Annotated in this window: 22 protein-coding genes and 1 other RNA gene; 9 read left to right on the top strand and 14 right to left on the bottom strand. The window is 53.3% G+C overall.

The genetic code is table 11. From position 1 onward, the window contains the following. Positions 1 to 264 precede the first annotated feature (264 nt). A complete protein-coding gene (locus AX755_RS14080; RefSeq protein WP_123906383.1) occupies positions 265 to 690 on the top strand; it encodes a hypothetical protein in 426 nt (141 codons plus the stop codon). Between the two features lie 86 nt (positions 691 to 776). On the opposite strand, the gene AX755_RS14075 is transcribed toward AX755_RS14080, so the two are convergent. The 3 genes from AX755_RS14075 to smpB form a co-directional block, all read right to left on the bottom strand. Beyond that, entirely contained in the window at positions 777 to 1,016 is a 240-nt protein-coding gene (locus AX755_RS14075; protein WP_013096351.1) for a DinI family protein, read from the bottom strand. A 270-nt stretch (positions 1,017 to 1,286) separates the two neighbouring features. Beyond that, positions 1,287 to 1,650, bottom strand: a transfer-messenger RNA (tmRNA) gene (gene ssrA, locus AX755_RS14070). A gap of 89 nt (positions 1,651 to 1,739) precedes the next feature. Continuing rightward, the gene (smpB, locus tag AX755_RS14065) at positions 1,740 to 2,222 is read right to left on the bottom strand and encodes an SsrA-binding protein SmpB (RefSeq protein WP_008502505.1); all 483 of its coding nucleotides are present in this window, start codon (positions 2,220 to 2,222) and stop codon (positions 1,740 to 1,742) included. 156 nt (positions 2,223 to 2,378) lie between these two features. Between smpB and AX755_RS14060 the strand changes: the two genes are divergently transcribed. Next, a complete protein-coding gene (locus AX755_RS14060) occupies positions 2,379 to 2,816 on the top strand; it encodes a type II toxin-antitoxin system RatA family toxin (protein ID WP_008502504.1) in 438 nt (145 codons plus the stop codon). Then, positions 2,806 to 3,093 (top strand): RnfH family protein, encoded by a 288-nt coding sequence (locus AX755_RS14055; RefSeq protein WP_062856943.1) that lies wholly within the window; start codon positions 2,806 to 2,808, stop codon positions 3,091 to 3,093. The genes AX755_RS14060 and AX755_RS14055 overlap by 11 nt, the downstream gene beginning before the upstream one ends. A 108-nt stretch (positions 3,094 to 3,201) precedes the next feature. Here the strand turns inward: AX755_RS14055 and bamE are convergent, their stop codons facing one another. From bamE to nadK, 3 genes are all read right to left on the bottom strand, one after another. Then, on the bottom strand, positions 3,202 to 3,540 hold the full coding sequence (gene bamE, locus AX755_RS14050; protein ID WP_003863121.1) for an outer membrane protein assembly factor BamE: 339 nt from the start codon (positions 3,538 to 3,540) through the stop codon (positions 3,202 to 3,204). Between the two features lie 138 nt (positions 3,541 to 3,678). Further along, positions 3,679 to 5,340 carry a DNA repair protein RecN gene (gene recN / locus AX755_RS14045; protein ID WP_023622551.1) on the bottom strand — a complete coding sequence of 554 codons (1,662 nt, stop codon included), beginning with the start codon at positions 5,338 to 5,340 and terminating at the stop codon, positions 3,679 to 3,681. Between the two features lie 85 nt (positions 5,341 to 5,425). Continuing rightward, positions 5,426 to 6,304, bottom strand: a complete 879-nt coding sequence (gene nadK, locus AX755_RS14040) for an NAD(+) kinase (RefSeq protein WP_013098356.1) — start codon at positions 6,302 to 6,304, stop codon at positions 5,426 to 5,428. A gap of 122 nt (positions 6,305 to 6,426) precedes the next feature. Here nadK and grpE point away from each other — a divergent pair, with 122 nt between their 5' ends. Next, positions 6,427 to 7,020, top strand: coding sequence for a nucleotide exchange factor GrpE (grpE, locus tag AX755_RS14030; protein ID WP_013098354.1), 594 nt, complete (start codon positions 6,427 to 6,429; stop codon positions 7,018 to 7,020). Between the two features lie 52 nt (positions 7,021 to 7,072). Here grpE and AX755_RS14025 read toward each other — a convergent pair whose 3' ends face one another. Further along, positions 7,073 to 8,359: an HlyC/CorC family transporter gene (locus AX755_RS14025; protein WP_028028086.1), complete on the bottom strand. Its 1,287-nt coding sequence runs from the start codon at positions 8,357 to 8,359 to the stop codon at positions 7,073 to 7,075. Positions 8,360 to 8,377: 18 nt separating this feature from the next. Then, on the bottom strand, positions 8,378 to 9,169 hold the full coding sequence (locus AX755_RS14020) for a cytochrome C assembly family protein (protein ID WP_014832951.1): 792 nt from the start codon (positions 9,167 to 9,169) through the stop codon (positions 8,378 to 8,380). Positions 9,170 to 9,335: 166 nt separating this feature from the next. On the opposite strand from AX755_RS14020, the gene ffh reads away from it, so the two are divergent. From ffh to rplS, 5 genes are all read left to right on the top strand, one after another. Further along, positions 9,336 to 10,697 carry a signal recognition particle protein gene (gene ffh / locus AX755_RS14015; RefSeq protein WP_013098351.1) on the top strand — a complete coding sequence of 454 codons (1,362 nt, stop codon included), beginning with the start codon at positions 9,336 to 9,338 and terminating at the stop codon, positions 10,695 to 10,697. A gap of 116 nt (positions 10,698 to 10,813) precedes the next feature. Further along, the gene (gene rpsP, locus AX755_RS14010; RefSeq protein ID WP_003863133.1) at positions 10,814 to 11,062 is read left to right on the top strand and encodes a 30S ribosomal protein S16; all 249 of its coding nucleotides are present in this window, start codon (positions 10,814 to 10,816) and stop codon (positions 11,060 to 11,062) included. A 15-nt stretch (positions 11,063 to 11,077) separates the two neighbouring features. After that, complete coding sequence (gene rimM / locus AX755_RS14005) at positions 11,078 to 11,617, top strand: ribosome maturation factor RimM (RefSeq protein ID WP_013098350.1); 540 nt, start codon at positions 11,078 to 11,080, stop codon at positions 11,615 to 11,617. Between the two features lie 31 nt (positions 11,618 to 11,648). Continuing rightward, positions 11,649 to 12,416 carry a tRNA (guanosine(37)-N1)-methyltransferase TrmD gene (gene trmD, locus AX755_RS14000; RefSeq protein ID WP_008502493.1) on the top strand — a complete coding sequence of 256 codons (768 nt, stop codon included), beginning with the start codon at positions 11,649 to 11,651 and terminating at the stop codon, positions 12,414 to 12,416. Positions 12,417 to 12,459: 43 nt separating this feature from the next. Beyond that, the gene (rplS, locus tag AX755_RS13995; protein ID WP_002914145.1) at positions 12,460 to 12,807 is read left to right on the top strand and encodes a 50S ribosomal protein L19; all 348 of its coding nucleotides are present in this window, start codon (positions 12,460 to 12,462) and stop codon (positions 12,805 to 12,807) included. 144 nt (positions 12,808 to 12,951) lie between these two features. Here rplS and AX755_RS24625 read toward each other — a convergent pair whose 3' ends face one another. The 6 genes from AX755_RS24625 to AX755_RS13970 all read right to left on the bottom strand — a co-directional run bounded on the left by AX755_RS24625 (position 12,952) and on the right by AX755_RS13970 (position 17,786). Further along, positions 12,952 to 13,170, bottom strand: coding sequence for a DNA-binding transcriptional regulator (locus AX755_RS24625; RefSeq protein ID WP_071847085.1), 219 nt, complete (start codon positions 13,168 to 13,170; stop codon positions 12,952 to 12,954). A 78-nt stretch (positions 13,171 to 13,248) separates the two neighbouring features. After that, positions 13,249 to 14,412 carry a phage late control D family protein gene (locus AX755_RS13990; RefSeq protein WP_062856942.1) on the bottom strand — a complete coding sequence of 388 codons (1,164 nt, stop codon included), beginning with the start codon at positions 14,410 to 14,412 and terminating at the stop codon, positions 13,249 to 13,251. After that, on the bottom strand, positions 14,409 to 14,873 hold the full coding sequence (locus AX755_RS13985) for a phage tail protein (RefSeq protein WP_062856941.1): 465 nt from the start codon (positions 14,871 to 14,873) through the stop codon (positions 14,409 to 14,411). The genes AX755_RS13990 and AX755_RS13985 overlap by 4 nt, the downstream gene beginning before the upstream one ends. A gap of 12 nt (positions 14,874 to 14,885) precedes the next feature. Continuing rightward, positions 14,886 to 17,333 (bottom strand): phage tail tape measure protein, encoded by a 2,448-nt coding sequence (locus AX755_RS13980; RefSeq protein ID WP_062856940.1) that lies wholly within the window; start codon positions 17,331 to 17,333, stop codon positions 14,886 to 14,888. Further along, a complete protein-coding gene (locus AX755_RS13975) occupies positions 17,323 to 17,481 on the bottom strand; it encodes a GpE family phage tail protein (RefSeq protein WP_240326290.1) in 159 nt (52 codons plus the stop codon). Before AX755_RS13975 ends, AX755_RS13980 begins: the two co-directional genes overlap by 11 nt. Continuing rightward, complete coding sequence (locus AX755_RS13970) at positions 17,478 to 17,786, bottom strand: phage tail assembly protein (protein WP_062856939.1); 309 nt, start codon at positions 17,784 to 17,786, stop codon at positions 17,478 to 17,480. Before AX755_RS13970 ends, AX755_RS13975 begins: the two co-directional genes overlap by 4 nt. Positions 17,787 to 17,803: the final 17 nt, after the last annotated feature.

Raw genomic sequence — 17,803 nt, 5'->3', positions numbered from 1 at the left:
GCTTCTTCATGGGGATGTCCTCATGTGGCTTATGAAGACATTACTAACATCGGGGTGTACTAATCAACGGGGAGCAGGTCATGCAAACGTTCAGAACAAAAAATTCTTAGTATGAGAGCAGGATGTTTGATGTTTCGGACAGCCATATGTAAAAATGAGCTACGGTTGCTGGGCACTGTTCGGTAATTCGAATATTGAATGTTACAACCATGAAGATTCTGTTTGTACATAAGCTTCATGTAACAAGAGGATCTACTGAAAGGAATGATGAGAGATGTGTGGGGGCTTACCGTAGTTGAATTTATTGCTATCAAGCGGAATCTTGAGAATATTTCTGATACATGGTCAGATCTCTGGGCAATGTTGTATCTGAGTCAGGCTAAGCCCGGACAGCTTCTTGGGGCAAAGTTTGATGATGTGAGCCATGATATTCTTGTTCTTTCAGCCACAAAAGGACTGAGGGAAAGATGCATTGCTCTTAAGCCAGGAGTTAAAAGAATTCTCCACTCCCGCAGGGAGAAGTATCCTGAAGATGTGTTTTTGTTTCAGAGCCATTCACATCGTACCAAGACAACTCCAAGACCGGTAACGTTAGTTGCATTTAATGCGGCACTGAAAAGGGCATCTATTGGAGTGACCGCAAAAACAGTGAGTAGTAAAAGTGCTTATTATTTAACGCCACTAAGATGAAGTGCCGTTCAATATCGGAAAAGTACGATGGGTAGTGGTGCATGTCTGCGTAGTTGAAGGTATGCACGAAGCGAACACGGGCTTTGCTAATCATTCACCAGCCACATATTTGCGTCTTCAAACATTTCCTCCAGCATGCGGTTCAGCTTTTCCCGATCGCTTTTGCTGGCATCGCTATTCAAGCCGTTCGCCTGCATCGGCTTCACCCTCACTTCGGCATCAGGGAAGATCTGGTGCACTCGCTTCGTCAGCTCTGCCAGGATAATCTCTCTGGCCCCTTCAAGTCCCTCTACATTTCGCTTGTCATAAACCAGTTCAACGAACATAAAAGCCTCCGGAAAACCACTGTGGTTGTATACAGTATTTTTACTGTAAAAATAAACAGTGTCAAGGCGAGCGGAGCACGAAAGGGGATGTGTTTTTGTTACCCTTAGTTACAAATAGAAAAACCCCAGACCGTGAGATCTGGGGTTCTTTTAAAGTGCACGTGCATTTCACGTGCATTTTTTTGTCTTTTCTCGGTCTGAGCTCTGTCTGGTCAGAGTCCGTAAGTGGCTGTTTTTATTGCCACTGTCCGGTTGCAGTCCTATCAAAAGTGGTGGAGCTGGCGGGAGTTGAACCCGCGTCCGAAATTTCTACATCCTCGGTACTACATGCTTAGTTTGTCTTTACATTCGCACGCCAGCTGCGGACAGACACGCCACTAACGAACTAGCCTGATTAGTTTTAACGCTTCAACCCCAGGCAGGGCTTCCACGCGATCTCTTTTGGGTTTGACCTCTCTTTGATCCCCGTCTTAAGAGCGGAAGCTAGGGAGAGAGGGCTCAGAGCAGGTTATTAAGCTGCTAAAGCGTAGTTTTCGTCGTTTGCGACTATTTTTTTGCGGCTTTTAACGAGGCAAACCGCCCCTCGGCATGCACCTTGGGTTTCGCAAATCCCGTCGAATCCAGAATCAGCCCCAATAGTGTTGAACTCAGTATACCAGATTTCACTTCCTGGATACCAGCCCGGAACGCTAACTTATTGAATAGTACAATAAGTGTGCAGAATCAACGTCCTGCGTTTTTCATAATGCGCGCTTTGTCGAGCTGCCATTCGCGCTCTTTCAAGTCAGTACGTTTGTCGTGCTGTTTTTTACCTTTGGCAACGCCAACTTTCACTTTGCACCAGGCGTTTTTCCAGTACAGCGACAGCGCGACCACGGTAAAGCCTTCACGGTTAATGCGCCCGTAGAGGGATTCTAGTTCACGCTTGTTCAGCAGCAGCTTACGGGTACGCGTTGGGTCACACACGTAGTGCGAAGAGGCGACGGTCAGCGGCGTAAAGTTGGCACCGAACAGGAAGGCTTCGCCATCTTTCAGGATCACATAGCTATCGCCGATGTTGGCTTTCCCGGCGCGCAGCGATTTTACTTCCCAGCCCTGCAGGGCAAGGCCAGCTTCAAATTCTTCTTCAATGAAATACTCATGGCGAGCACGCTTGTTGAGCGCAATGGTCGCCGAGCCTGGTTTATGTGCTTTTTTCTTCGTCATAAGTGTCGTAAAGCCGTCGGTAATCTGATTTCAAAAAGTCACCTCATTGCGTCCTGTGAGGTCTAACGCGCTATCTTAGCACGAGATGAGGCTTAGCGTTTTTTTAACAGGTGATAAATGTTATTATTTGTCCGTTGTGTGACCATGGGAAATGCTATGCCTCAGATTAGCCGTACTGCGCTTGTACCTTACAGCGCGGAACAAATGTATCAGTTAGTGAACGATGTTCAGTCTTATCCAGAATTTATCCCTGGGTGTACCGGGAGCCGCGTTCTGGAGTCTGGCCCGACGCAGATGACGGCGGCGGTGGATGTCTCCAAAGCGGGGATCAGCAAGACGTTCACCACCCGCAATACGCTGACGAACAATCAGAGTATTTTGATGCATCTGGTGGATGGTCCATTCAAGACCCTGATGGGAGGCTGGAAGTTTACGCCGCTGAGCGCTGATGCCTGCCGCATCGAGTTCCATCTGGACTTTGAGTTTACCAATAAGCTGATTGAGCTGGCGTTTGGCCGCATCTTCAAAGAGCTGGCGTCCAATATGGTTCAGGCGTTCACGACCCGCGCCAAAGAGGTCTACAGTGTTGCATAAGATAGCTGTGGAAGTGGTCTACGCGTTGCCGGAGAAGCAGTATCTGCAGCGCGTGACGCTGGAAGAGGGCGCAACCGTTGAGGCGGCTATCCGAGCTTCTGGCATTCTGGAGCTTCGTCGCGATATCGATCTGGCAAAAAATAAAGTCGGCATTTACAGCCGTCCGGTGAAGCTGGGCGATGTGCTGAAAGAGGGCGACCGGGTGGAGATTTATCGCCCGCTGATTGCCGACCCGAAAGAGCTGCGTCGCCAGCGTGCAGAGAAATCAGGTAAGTAGTGCTTTATTCCCACAGTGGCGCTGCGCTTACCGGGGCTACGATCCAGTGCGAAATGTCGATACAAAAAAGGTGCTCATTGAGCACCTTTTTGCATTTCTGACGCCGGATTATTTGGTCAGGGCAGGCTTGTTGTCGATGTTGGTCAACACACCGGCGCTGCTGAAGGTCAGCGTCAGGGTCTGCTGGGTCACATCTTCGTGGCCTGGCTGCTGACGGAATACATAGAACCAGGTGTTGGTGCCGAACGGATCGGACATCATCGGGGTTCCCAGTGCATAAGCGACCTGCTGTTGTGTCATCCCTACACGGATTTTAGACACATCGTTAGGGGTAAGATAGTTCCCCTGGTTGATGTCAGGACGGTAAACCACTTTCTCCAGAGTGGAACAGCCTGCGGTCAACATCAGAAGAACCGCAGCGGCAGCGGTCAGCGTTTTACAGCGCATAGTGATTTGATTCCTTTTCGGGCCCGAGCAGTACGCGGCTCATATGTAATATGCCGATGATAATAGACCTTGCCCCACTTTGAAACCGGTCTGGCGGCGTTTTTGTTGTTCTGTATGACCCTGAGATCCCGAAAAAGTTTATGCCGCCAGCAGTTCTTTCGCATTCGCGAGCGTATTGCGGGTGACTTCGCTGCCTCCCAGCAGACGAGCCAGCTCCTGCAGGCGCGAGCGTTTATCCAGCGGTTTCATGTGCGTTTCGGTCATTTCACCGTCCGTTTCTTTGCTGACGATAAAGTGATGATGACCACAGCCCGCCACCTGCGGCAGGTGGGTGACGCACATCACTTGGGTCGATTCACCGAGCTGGCGCAGCAGTTTACCCACTACCGCCGCCGTCGGGCCGCTGATCCCCACATCCACTTCATCGAAAATCAGGGCCGGGGTTTCCATTTTACGGGCGGTGATAACCTGGATCGCCAGAGCAATACGGGAGAGCTCACCGCCAGATGCCACTTTGGAAATAGGCTGTAACGGCTGGCCTGGGTTGGTGGTGACACGGAATTCGATGCGATCCGCGCCTTCCGCCGTCAGGGAGTTCTCTTCGAAGCGGACATCAATCGTGAATATGCCGTGTGGCATCGCCAGCGTATGCATGCTGTCGGTGATGTGCTGGCTGAGTTCCTGAGCATAATGCTGACGAACTTCATGCAGCTTTTTCGCCGTGGTCAGCGCCTGCTGATGGTGCTGGTTTACCGCCAGAGTCAGGGTTTCCAGTGAATCAGCCTGATCGTCAAGTTGCTGCTGTTCATCAAGGAGAGACTGATAGAACGCAGGCAACTCTTCCGGCGTGACGTGGTGCTTGCGCGCCAAAGAAATCTGACGGGAAATGCGCTGTTCCAGTTCAAACAGGCGATTGGGGTCGAGATCCAGGCGTTCACAGTAGTGGCGCAGTTCATCACCGGCTTCAGAGATTTGAATCGCCGCCTCTTCCAGCATATCCAGCACGCCGGACAGTTTGCTGTCCATGCCCGCCAGCTCGGTAACAAGCTGACGCACGTTATACAGCTGGCTTTGCAGATTAACGTCTTCGCCATCTGCCAGTAAGGTGAGGGCGTTCTGGCTGGTAGAGAGCAGATGGCCACTGTTGGCCAGACGCTTGTACTCTTCGTCAATAAGTTCGAACTCACCCGCCTGCGGGTTAAACTCGTTCAGTTCTTTGAGCTGATACTCCAGCAGCTCGGCGCGTGCGGCACGCTCCTGGCTTTGCTGCTGATGCTGAGCCAGCTCGCGGCAACTCTGGTGCCACTGGCGATAGTGTTCTGCCATCAACTGAGTAAGTGCATACTCACCTGCATAGCCATCGAGTAGCGATTTTTGCTGCTCCGGCTTAACCAGTTGCTGATGCGCGTGCTGACCATGGATTTGAATTAGCAACTGGCCCAGCTCGCGAAGCTGAGAAAGCGGTACCGCCGTGCCGTTGATAAAACCGCGTGAACGACCGTCGCTGCTGATAACGCGACGAAGTAAACACTCACGTCCATCTTCAAGCTGGTTTTCTTCGAGCCAGCGCAGGGCTGCAGGGGTGTCTTTCAGGGAGAAGCGAGCGCAGAGGTCAGCACGGTTGGCGCCCATGCGCACCATGTCACCCTCAGCACGCCCGCCAAGGCACAAGCCGAGGGCATCAATGGCAATGGATTTACCCGCACCGGTTTCCCCAGTGATCGCCGTCATGCCGCTGTGGAAATCGATCTCAAGCTCACGAACAATGGCAAAGTTGCTGATGGTCAGTTGTGCCAGCATAATTGTTTTCCTGTATGAAAAACCATAACTGTGTTTTCATACAGTATAAACTGGTTTTTTATACAGTAAAGTACTGGATGCAAAATCAGAACAATTTTTTTGACCAGCCAAGCTTCGAGCTTAATGTGTTGAAATAGCTGTAATCTTTCGGGTGAATAAGGTTCAGGTGATAATCACACCGACGAATCAGTACATCTTCACCTTCCTGAATAGGCAGTGCGATCTGGCTGTCGCAGCTGATCTCCAGGTCATTACGGCGGTGCGAGAAACGCAGGCGAATGGTGCTGCTGCCGTTAATCACCAGCGGGCGGGCAGAAAGGGTGTGCGGGAACATCGGCACCAGCGTAATGGCATCCAGCGAAGGCGTCAGGATTGGTCCTCCCGCGGAAAGCGAATAGGCGGTCGAGCCCGTCGGCGTGGAGATAATCAGCCCGTCAGAGCGCTGGGAGAACGCGAAGATTTCATCGATATACACTTCGAACTCAATCATATGCGCCACTTTGCCGGGGTGAAGTACCACCTCGTTAATGGCGGTGCTGATGCGTTTCTGGCAGTCCTGCTGACACACCTGCGCTTCCAGTAAAAAACGTTTTTCGCTGATGTAATGTCCTTCCAGCACATCGGCCAGCTGCTGCTGCGCGTTGTCCGGGTCGAGGTCGGTCAGAAAACCGAGATTGCCACGGTTGATGCCGATGACTTTTATGTCGTAGCGCGCCAGCGTGCGAGCCGCGCCGAGCATGTTGCCGTCGCCGCCGACCACCACGGCAAGATCCGCCTGCTGTCCAATCTCTGCCAGCGTGCCGGTTTTGACGCTCTTAAGCTGCAGCTCCTGAGCGATCTGCTGCTCAACCATCACTTCATAGCCTTTGCTACACAGCCAGCGATACAACATTTCATGTGTCGTCAATGCCGTAGGGTGACGCGGGTGCCCGACGATCCCAATACACCTGAAATGATTATTCATTTTCTGGAGGTCCTTGTGCCTGATGAATGATGACAATCTCTCTTGTTCCCTTGAATCCAGGAAACTGATCCCCATAATAAGCGAAGTTAGCGAGATGAATGCAGAAAAACGCGGAGAAATTCATGAGTAGTAAAGAACAGAAAACGCCTGAGGGGCAAGCCCCTGAAGAAATTATCACGGAACAGCACGATGAAGTTGAGGCTGTAGAGCCAGACGCATCTGCTGAGCAGGTGGACCCGCGCGATGAAAAAATTGCGAATCTGGAAGCCCAACTGGTAGAAGCACAGAATCGCGAACGCGACAGTGTTCTGCGCATCAAGGCGGAAATGGAAAACCTGCGTCGTCGTACCGAACAGGACGTTGAAAAGGCGCATAAGTTTGCGCTGGAGAAATTCGTCAACGAACTGCTGCCGGTAATCGACAGCCTCGATCGCGCGCTGGAAGTAGCTGATAAAGCGAATCCGGACAATGCGGCAATGATCGAAGGTATCGAACTGACGCTGAAATCCATGCTGGACGTGGTGCGTAAGTTTGGCGTGGAAGTGATTGCCGATACCGACGTCCCGCTGGATCCTAACGTGCACCAGGCAATTGCGATGGTGGAATCAGAAGACGTTGAAGCCGGTAAAGTGCTGGGCGTGATGCAGAAAGGGTATACCCTGAACGGCCGTACCATCCGTGCTGCGATGGTAACCGTGGCGAAAGCGAAAGCGTAATTTGCCGTCCCGTAGTGCCGGGCGGCGGCTTCGCCTTGCCCGGCCTACAACTTTATTCCGCGATACTTTCGCGCAGTGGTTTAACAGGCAGGACCTTCACCTGCTTAATCATATTGTCCTGCACGTCCAGAATATCAATATCATACTGTTCAATGCGCACCCGCGTGCCCGCCGCCGGGATCTCTTCCAGCGCTTCCAGAATCATCCCGTTCATGGTGCGAGCCTCATCTTCCGGCAGATGCCAGTTAAAGGCTTTATTGAGTTCGCGGATGTTCGCGCTGCCGTCAATCAGCACCGAACCGTCGTTTTGCGGCGTGACCTCTTCCGCAAGAGAAGGGGACATGGAGGTGGTAAAGTCTCCGACAATCTCTTCCAGAATATCTTCGACCGTCACCAGCCCCTGAATATCGCCATACTCATCGACCACCAGGCCGACTTTCTTCTTGTTACGCTGGAATTTTACCAGCTGCGTGCTGAGTGGCGTTCCTTCCGGCACGTAGTAAATCTCGTCGGCGGCGCGCAGCATCACCTCTTTAGTGAACTCTTTTTTCTCGGTCATCAGGCGATAGGCTTCCCGCACGCGCAGCATACTGATGGCGTCGTCCAGGGAGTCGCGATAAAGCACAATGCGTCCATGCGGGGAGTGGGTCAGCTGGCGGACGATGGCCTTCCAGTCGTCGTTAATATCAATCCCGACGATTTCGTTACGCGGCACCATAATGTCGTTAACGCTGACCTTTTCCAGATCCAGCACCGACAGGAGCATGTCCTGATTGCGGCGTGAAATCTGCGAGCGGGATTCGTTCACGATGGTGCGCAGCTCGTCTTTGCTGAGTGCGCTGCTGATGGCGACGTCGGCTTTGATACCGACCATGCGCATCAGGATACGGGTGACCATATTCAACAGCCAGACCAGCGGCATCATCAGGATCAGCAGCGGTGCCAGCAGGAAGCTGCTCGGGTAAGCCACTTTTTCCGGGTAAAGCGCAGCGATGGTTTTGGGCAGCACTTCCGCAAACACCAGCACCACAAACGTCAGTACGCCGGTAGCAATCGCGACCCCGGCGTTGCCGTACAGGCGCATCCCGACAATGGTGCCCAGCGCAGAGGCGAGGATATTGACGAGGTTGTTACCGATAAGCACCAGGCTTATCAGGCGATCCGGTTTACGGAGCAGCTTTTCAACGCGACGTGCGGCACGGTTACCCTGTTTAGCACGATGACGTAACCGGTAGCGGTTTAAGGTCATCATGCCGGTTTCCGAGCCAGAGAAATAGGCGGAGATGACCACCATGACGATCAGCGTAACGATCAGCGTGGTGGTAGAGATGTGTTCCAGGGGGAACTCCTTTGTTACTTAGCCAGCAAATTGCTGTATGAAGCGACTTCCGAAATAGGCAAGGGTGAGTATGCCCGCACCCGCGACATTGAACCAGACCACGCGACGACCGCGCCAGCCCTCATGATAATGGCCCCATAACAGCACAATATAGACAAACCACGCGATGATGGAGAGCACCGCTTTGTCAATATTCTCCACGCTGAACAGGTTTTTCATATAAAACAGGCCAGTGCAGAGCGTTAAGGTCAATAATACTACGCCGACCTGGGTGATGTGGAACATCTTACGCTCAATGACCATCAGCGGCGGCATCTCATGGTTAAACGCCAGTTTTTTGTTTTTCAACTGGTAGTCAATCCAGGCGAGCTGCATGGCATAGAGCGCGGCAATGATCAGCGTTGCGTAAGAGAACAGCGACAGGCCGATATGCACCAGCATGCCCGGCGTGGCTTCCAGATGCGTAATGAACTCATTGGGCATAAAGGTGGCTAAGGCCAGATTGATCAGCGCGAAGGCATAAACAATGGGCAGCAACAGCCAGCCGCGATTCTTAGAGGCGACAATGGTCATCACCGTACAGATCATCAGGCTGACCAGCGAACCGACGTTCAGCACGCTCAGGTTTTGCACGCTGCCGTCACCGGGAATGATGCGCGATTCCAGCGCAAAAGCGTGACTAATCAGTGCGATCACCGCCGACAGAATAGCCATGCGCCGCCAGCCGCTGTTTTTTTGCAGCAGTCCGGGAATGATCAGCGCAAGGCTGACAGAGTAGGCAACAAGGGCGATCAGTGCGAAAACAGGCATATAGGCATCGACAGTTGTCTTAATAAGAAAGAGAAGCAGTATAACGTTACGTGACGCCTGCTCCAACCGTTGCATAACAACAAAGGCGCCTTCATGTTATACTCCGGCAAAATTCTGTGTATGTGTCGCTCATGGCGGCCCAACGTTTCTACTCAGGCGAGAGACAATGTTTGATAATTTAACCGATCGTTTGTCGCGCACGCTGCGCAACATCAGCGGCCGCGGACGCCTTACCGAAGACAACATCAAGGAAACGCTGCGCGAAGTGCGCATGGCGCTGCTGGAAGCAGACGTCGCGTTGCCGGTTGTTCGTGATTTTATCAACCGCGTTAAAGAGAAGGCGGTTGGTCATGAAGTTAACAAGAGCCTGACCCCGGGTCAGGAGTTCGTCAAAATCGTTCGTAACGAACTGGTTTCGGCGATGGGCGAAGAGAACCAGGTCCTGAACCTGGCGGCTCAGCCTCCGGCCGTCGTGTTGATGGCGGGTCTGCAGGGTGCGGGTAAAACCACCAGCGTCGGTAAGCTGGGTAAATTCCTGCGCGAGAAGCACAAGAAAAAAGTGCTGGTGGTTTCTGCGGACGTTTATCGCCCGGCGGCGATCAAACAGCTGGAGACCCTGGCGCAGCAGGTTGGGGTCGATTTCTTCCCGTCTGACGTGGCCCAGAAGCCAGTCGACATCGTGAACGCAGCGCTGAAAGAGGCGAAGCTGAAGTTCTACGACGTGCTGCTGGTGGATACCGCCGGTCGTCTGCACGTCGACGAAGCGATGATGGACGAAATCAAACAGGTGCATGCTTCTATCAACCCGGTAGAGACCCTGTTTGTGGTTGACGCCATGACCGGCCAGGATGCGGCGAACACCGCGAAAGCGTTCAACGAAGCGCTGCCGTTAACCGGCGTGGTGCTGACCAAAGTGGACGGTGACGCCCGCGGTGGTGCGGCGCTTTCTATTCGTCATATCACCGGTAAGCCGATCAAATTCCTCGGTGTGGGCGAAAAAACCGAAGCGCTGGAGCCGTTCCACCCGGACCGTATAGCCTCCCGTATCCTCGGCATGGGCGACGTGCTGTCGCTGATTGAAGATATCGAGAGCAAAGTTGACCGTGCGCAGGCCGAGAAGCTGGCCAGCAAGCTGAAAAAAGGCGACGGTTTCGATCTGACCGACTTCCTTGAGCAGCTGCGTCAGATGAAAAACATGGGCGGCATGGCAAGCCTGATGGGCAAACTGCCGGGCATGGGCCAGATCCCAGACAACGTAAAAGCGCAGATGGATGACAAGGTGCTGGTGCGTATGGAGGCGATCATCAACTCAATGACCCTCAAAGAGCGTGCTAACCCGGATATCATCAAAGGTTCCCGTAAGCGCCGTATCGCAGCCGGTTGCGGCATGCAGGTGCAGGACGTTAACCGCCTTCTGAAACAGTTCGACGACATGCAGCGCATGATGAAGAAAATGAAGAAAGGCGGCATGGCGAAAATGATGCGTGGCATGAAAGGCATGATGCCACCCGGTTTTCCTGGGCGATAATCGCTTTTGAGATTGCTTTTTGCCCGAAAATGAGTAAAATTTTCGGGCTTTTAATATGACACCCGGGCTCCGTTCCTCGATGGGGCCCGGTTGTTTTATTCACACAAGAGGATGTTATGGTAACTATTCGTTTAGCACGTCACGGCGCTAAAAAGCGTCCGTTCTACCAGGTTGTTGTGACTGACAGCCGTAATGCACGCAACGGTCGCTTCATCGAGCGCGTTGGTTTCTTCAACCCACTGGCCGCTGGCGCAGAAGAAGAAACTCGTCTGGATCTGGATCGTATCGCTCACTGGGTTGGCCAGGGCGCGACTGTTTCCGATCGCGTTGCTACGCTGATCAAAGCAGCAAACAAAGCAGCTTAATCTGTCACGGTGGTCATGATGAGCAATAAAGCACCTGTTGAACCGATTGTATTGGGCAAAATGGGTTCTTGCTACGGTATCCGTGGTTGGCTCAGAGTGTTTTCCTCCACTGAAGACGCTGATAGCATTTTTAATTACCAGCCCTGGTTTATCCAGAAAGGCGGTAAGTGGGAAGAGGTCGAGCTGGAAAGCTGGCGTCACCACAATCAGGACATCATCATCAAGCTGAAAGGCGTTGACGATCGTGATGCCGCGAATGCACTGACTAATTGTGAAATTGTCGTGGATTCGTCGCAGTTGCCGGAGCTCGAAGAAGGCGACTATTACTGGAAAGACCTTATGGGTTGCCAGGTAGTCACTACTGAAGGCTACAGCCTGGGGAAAGTCATCGACATGATGGAAACCGGGTCCAATGACGTTCTCGTCATTAAGGCAAACCTGAAAGATGCATTTGGCATCAAGGAGCGGTTGGTTCCGTTCCTCGATGGACAGGTTATCAAGAAAGTCGATCTCGCTACTCAAACGATTGAAGTAGATTGGGATCCTGGTTTTTAAATTCTCCGGATAAACGGTAAAAGACGGCGCTATGTGGATTGGCATAATTAGCCTGTTTCCTGAAATGTTCCGCGCGATTACCGATTACGGGGTAACTGGCCGGGCAGTAAAGAATGGCCTGCTGAGCATCCAGAGCTGGAGTCCTCGTGACTTCACGCATGACCGGCACCGTACCGTGGACGATCGTCCTTACGGCGGCGGACCGGGGATGTTAATGATGGTGCAACCCTTACGGGACGCCATTCACACAGCAAAAGCCGCGGCAGGTGAAGGCGCAAAGGTGATTTATCTGTCACCTCAGGGACGCAAGCTTGATCAAGCGGGCGTCAGCGAACTGGCGACGAATCAAAAACTGATTCTGGTCTGTGGTCGCTACGAAGGGATAGATGAGCGCGTAATTCAAACCGAGATTGACGAAGAATGGTCTATCGGCGATTACGTTCTCAGCGGTGGTGAGTTACCCGCAATGACGCTGATTGACTCCGTCGCCCGGTTCATTCCGGGAGTACTGGGCCATGAAGCTTCGGCAACGGAAGATTCCTTTGCCGATGGGTTGCTGGACTGTCCACACTATACCCGTCCTGAAGTGTTAGAAGGAATGGAAGTCCCGGCAGTGTTACTGTCTGGAAACCATGCTGAGATACGTCGCTGGCGTTTGAAGCAGTCGCTGGGCCGAACCTGGCTTAGAAGACCTGAACTTCTGGAAAACCTGGCTCTGACTGAAGAGCAAGCAAAGTTGCTGGCCGAGTTCAAAACTGAACACGCGCAACAGCAGCATGAACATGATGGGAATGCGTAATACGCTCCCGAATATCAGTTTACCCAGGATAAGAGATTAAATTATGAGCAACATTATTAAGCAACTTGAACAAGAGCAGATGAAGCAGGACGTACCTTCCTTCCGTCCAGGTGACACCGTGGAAGTGAAAGTATGGGTTGTTGAAGGTTCCAAAAAACGTCTGCAGGCATTCGAGGGCGTGGTTATCGCTATTCGTAACCGCGGTCTGCACTCTGCATTCACTGTTCGTAAAATTTCCAACGGCGAAGGCGTTGAGCGTGTCTTCCAGACTCACTCTCCGGTAGTTGACAGCATTGCTGTTAAACGTCGTGGTGCTGTACGTAAAGCTAAACTGTACTACCTGCGTGAGCGTACTGGTAAGTCTGCTCGTATTAAAGAGCGTCTGAACTAATAACGCGCTTTCGCAACATCCGAAAGCTTGTAGAAAACAAGGGGTTAGCGTAATGCTAGCCCCTTTTTTATTGGCGATGGCGGCAAATTGGCGGCAGAGATTAACGCCTTGGCGATAGAAATAAAAAAACCTGCCGGAGCAGGTTCAAAGCCACAGACTACCCTGATTGTATTTTGAGGGGTGGGGAGGGGCTGGCACTACTTCACCTGGCTTAACTATGTACCTTGCCAGTGTTTCGTGTGTTACAAAAGTACAGCCACAGTTTATGTTTTGGCACTGGTGATAACGCTCTTTTGTTTCAGTGCTTAGGTAACGGCTTGACCTTGCATGTGAAGCGTCCTGACATAATGGACAGTGCATCATAATTATATCCCCCCCTCTCATGATCTAGTCGGGATGATAAACCTCAGATTTGCATTTGCAAGATAAAATTTGCATTGTTTAATCGTTGACTTGCTCATACTCAACATCCGAAATCTTAACCTCAAGCTCTAAATCCGTGGTGTAGCCGTTCCCGTTGAGGTTATGCACCACACGGCTGATTATCCACGCCTGATCGTCTATGACGCGCTTAAACCCTTTCACGGCAATTGGCGTTTCAGGAAATAAATCTGCCCGGCCAATAGCCAGCGAGATTGAAAACTCCGCGACACCTCGCTGCAGCTTGTCCCACTTCGCCTGAGCGGCGCGCATCGCCTGCGCCTTTGTCGCGTAAATGGTTGTAAGCTCCAGCACGTTATCAGCCTCACCGGCCATATACTCACCCTCGCGCGCTTCCTGCTCTTTTTGGGCTTTGGCCTTTGCCGGGGCTTTGGTCGCTTTCGGGTGCTGCAGCGCGCGGAGGTGTTTCTCTTTGGGTTTTCTCTTGAGCTTCACCTTTTGCTTTTGCGGCTTCGGGTCTTTGGTGTGCAGCCATTTCGCCGTAACGCCGGTATAGGCTTCCCGGTCAGCAATGGCAAACTGATGACGATCGCCGTCGCCGCGCTCAAGCGTCATCTGCGGAATGGGCTTCCCGCTGGCCGTCTTGCCGCTTCCGGCTTTCAGAAATAGCAGTTTCCCCGCTTTGACCGAAACCGCGGCACCGTTCCGGTCAGCCAGGCGGGACAGAAACACCGCGTCGGATTCCTGCGACTGGTCAATGTGAGGCACCGAGACTGCTTTCAGCATGTCGGCGACGCTGGCCGTCAGCTTATTGCGTGCCGCAATCGTCTCCACAATTTGCCCGAGCGTGGTTTCATGCCATGACTGTTCCCGGCGCGAGTTCAGAGTCCCGCGAAAATCGGCGCTGCGTCCCCGGATGGTCAGCGTATCAGGCGCGCCCCTGTGCTCGATTTCGTCGACCGTGAACATCCCTTTTTTTATCAGCGCTGCACCCTGCCAGCCTAACCACAGGGTCAAGGTTGCTCCGCGCGGCGGCATTGCTATCTGGCCGTCGGTGTCATCGAGCACGATATCGAGCTGGTCGGCCTCGAATCCGCGATTGTCGGTCATGGTCAGGCTGATAAGGCGGTCACTAAAATCCTGCGTAATATCGTCGTTATCCAGCTTAAGCATAAACGCCGGGGCTATTTTCGCCCCGGCCTGAATATTCATGCCCGTAATCATCCTGCCAGTCCTCCCAGCCAGTTACCGGCAGACGTGACCAGATTGTCGGCCTGCGTTTTCAGGTCGCCATAAATGGCCGCCAGCGATTTATCAACCCGCTTAAGCGAGAGACTAAACTCGATTTTTCTGGCCGCGCCGTCGCTGAATAGTTCAGTGTGCGTATGCGTCACTTTGTCGATGACATACATGCCGTGGATCATGCCCGTTCCGTCAATCAGCGGCCATGCTCTGCCCTCATCGGCCATCAGCTCGACAGCCGTCAGCGACAGGCGGCCGCCGGTGATTTCGGGATAGAGCACGCCCGACAGCGTGCGCGTGGTTTCTCCTTCCCCGAGATACTGGTAAGCCGGTGGCTTGCCGATACGGTCGTTTGACGCCCAGCGGTAATCCTTCGAATACTGCATGGACTGATAGGGCAGCGTGCGGCGCTCAAACACAAACAAACCTAAAACCATTAACATGCTTTATCCCCCTCAGTCATGACGCATACTTGAGCGCTGACGCGCACGGTTTTCCCGGTCGAGTTTATCGACAGCCTCGCGGAGCTGGCGGTCAAGGTCGCTGCCCGGCGCGATACCTCCATTCAGGTGAATGTTATATTCAGGCTTGCTCTGGTCGACGTAAGTCTTTCCGGTGGGCACCGTTACCGGCTGATATGCCTGATAACCACCATATGCAGAGGTTGCCGGAATATAAGACCCTTTTTGCGAGCCGGTGGCAGCATTGGCTTTTGCGGCCTTCTGGTCGAGGTCGGTTGATTCTTTATTGATAACCCCGAGCTTTTCCAGCAGCCAGTTAACGCCGGTACGTAATGCGTTAAAACTTTTCAGCGGTAACATCAGCGCATCGGCCATAGCCTTACCGAACATCACACCCGCATTTTTGCAGCTGTCGAGCGTCTCCTGCGTCGACTTCACCGGTGCGATCAGGTCTTTAAACCACTGCCAGACTCCACGCAATTTCTCCATGAAAGAATCAAACACCGGCGCGAGCGGTGCGAAAATTTCCGCCACCGGCGCAAAGGCCGCTTTAAGTCCCTCCACCACGCCGGAAAAGAATGCGCTTATTGGTTCCCAGTATTTACGAATCAGGAGCGCCCCAGCCACAAATGCCGCAACAACGGCCACAACCGGCCAGGTGATAGCACCGAGGACAGAGACAATTGCCGTACCCATTGCAGCCAGATTTGTACCGAGAAAACCGGCAGCGGCGATGATCGCGTTGATGCCCATTACCACAGGCCAAGTTATCAGCCCAATCCCGCCCAGCACGCCAATCAGCGCCAGCCCGCCCCCGGCCACCACGCCGATAGTTGTCGCGAGTGACTTATTTTGCTTAATCCAGCCATCAAGCTTTAAGACATATTGCGTGGCCGTCTGCGTCAGCTTACGCAGCGAATCATTCTGCTGGTCAAACAGGTCTGTACCCACTGCCTCATAGGCAGACTGAAATTCTTTAAAGTCGCCGCCGAGATTGTCCTGCATGATTTTGACCAGCTCCTCGGTTTTACCGTCCGAGGCTTTAAACGCTGCGGTGAGTTTGTCGAGTTTGCCGGTTGAGGCGGCGGTCATCAGCACCGCCGCCGCCGAGCTGGCTTCCTCACCAAAGATGGTTTTCATATATTCGCCGCGCTGGCTTGTTCCGAGATTGTTTTTCTCAAAACTGCGCTGCATTTCTTTCAGAATGGCGAATATCGGGCGCGTGTTGCCCTTGCTGTCAGACGTTTTAACACCGAGCTCTTTGATAGCCTCGTATGCCTTACCGGTCGGAGCCTGCAGGCGACTCAGGACGGCACGGCTGCCCGTCCCCGCCATCGAGCCGGTGATTTTGGCATCATGGAGCGCGCCGACCATTGCGGCGGTCTGCTCAATACTGACCCCGGCATTTTTTGCTACCGGCGCAGCATACGTCAGGGCGTCGCTCAACCCGTCAAAGTCAGCGGCCGTTTTGTTCATCGTCATCGACAGCACGTCGCCGATGTGTGCTATCTGGTCGTTAGACATCTGAAACGCGGATTTCATCCCCGTCAGCAGCGCGGCGTTTTCTTCCATTGAGCGCCGGTTAGACAGCGCCATATTCAGCGTGACCGGCGTCGCCGCCTGAATGGCTGCAGCGTCCCCGCCGCTTTTCGCAATGATAATCTGCGCGCTCGCCGCATCGTCTGCAGACGCGGCAGTATTGTCCCCGAGCTGGCGCGCCTGTTTACGCAGTGCCTCCATTTCTGGCGACTGTTTATCGACCCCGAGCACGGCCTGCAGCTCAGAGTTTTTCTGTGCAAACGAATAGCCAGGCATCAGTAGTTTTACCCCGGCCATTGTTCCCGCCGTGGCGATACCTACACCGGCAGCACCTGCAGCGGCCATATTGCCAGCCAGCTCCTTACCTGATTTATATCGCTCTTTTACCTGGCTTAATTTCGCCTGCTGTGCACTGACCCGCGCCAGTGCCTCGCGCTGCCGGTTGAGCTGTGCGGTCGTCTCACTGATGCTGGTTTTGAGACGGCGCTCATCCGCCGACAGGGTACGAGTATTTATCCCGGCCTGTGCGAGTTCGGTGCGCTGACGCTGTACCGACTGCCTGAGGCTGTTGTATTTGAGCTGCAGGTCAGCGGCGGATTTCTTCGCCGCTTCCATCGCTCGCGCCTGTGCTGTTGTAGGGTTCTGCGTGTTTTTAAATTGCACGGCCAGCGCAGCGGCTTCCTGTTTCGCCTTGTTAAGCGACTGGCCGGTCACGGCAAGCTGTGCGCTCGCTTTCCTGAATCCGTCAATTCTGGACGCCTGCGCATTCAGATCGCGCAGGCTGTTCTGTGAAGTGCGGATATCGCCAGCAAGGGTCTTGCTGGCTGTCTGGATAGCTTTGAGCGGTCGGCTTGCCCGGTCTACTGCGTTAAGCAGTACCTCAATCCTGACGTTATTGCTCATGGTGGTGTCCGCTTCGCTGCAGCGCCTTTTCGCGCCATGTGATGAGCTCGGTCACGCTCAGGGAATTCAGCTCTGATGGCGGCCAGTGAAAAATCACCGCGATATCCGCCATCAGGTCATCGACCGACAGGTTATCGGGGAACGTCAGCGAGCCGAAGATGGCGACAAAAAACCGACCACCTTACCGGCGAACAAAATCAGGTCTGACGCTTCCAGACGCATGACCTCATGCTCGGTAAGAGTCGGGTACGTCATACGCGGCAGCACCTTAATCAGCGCATCGACGTCAGAGTTAGCCAGCGAGGCCAGACTAACGCCGCGCAGAGTACCGGCGTTGGGTTTAGTCACGGTCACCTGTTCGATTTTCTGCTCACCGCGCATGATTGGATTATCGAGGATCACAATGTTCGGATTTTCGTTTTCGGTGGTGGCGGTTTCGTTGATGTTTTCCATGATGTTGCTCTCTTTGA

Origin of the sequence: Enterobacter sp. SENG-6 (genome assembly GCF_001605945.1) — a bacterium.
Taxonomy (GTDB): domain Bacteria; phylum Pseudomonadota; class Gammaproteobacteria; order Enterobacterales; family Enterobacteriaceae; genus Enterobacter; species Enterobacter cloacae.
Note: the sequence above shows the minus strand (reverse complement) of the source record. Positions and strands in the feature narration are given on the sequence as shown.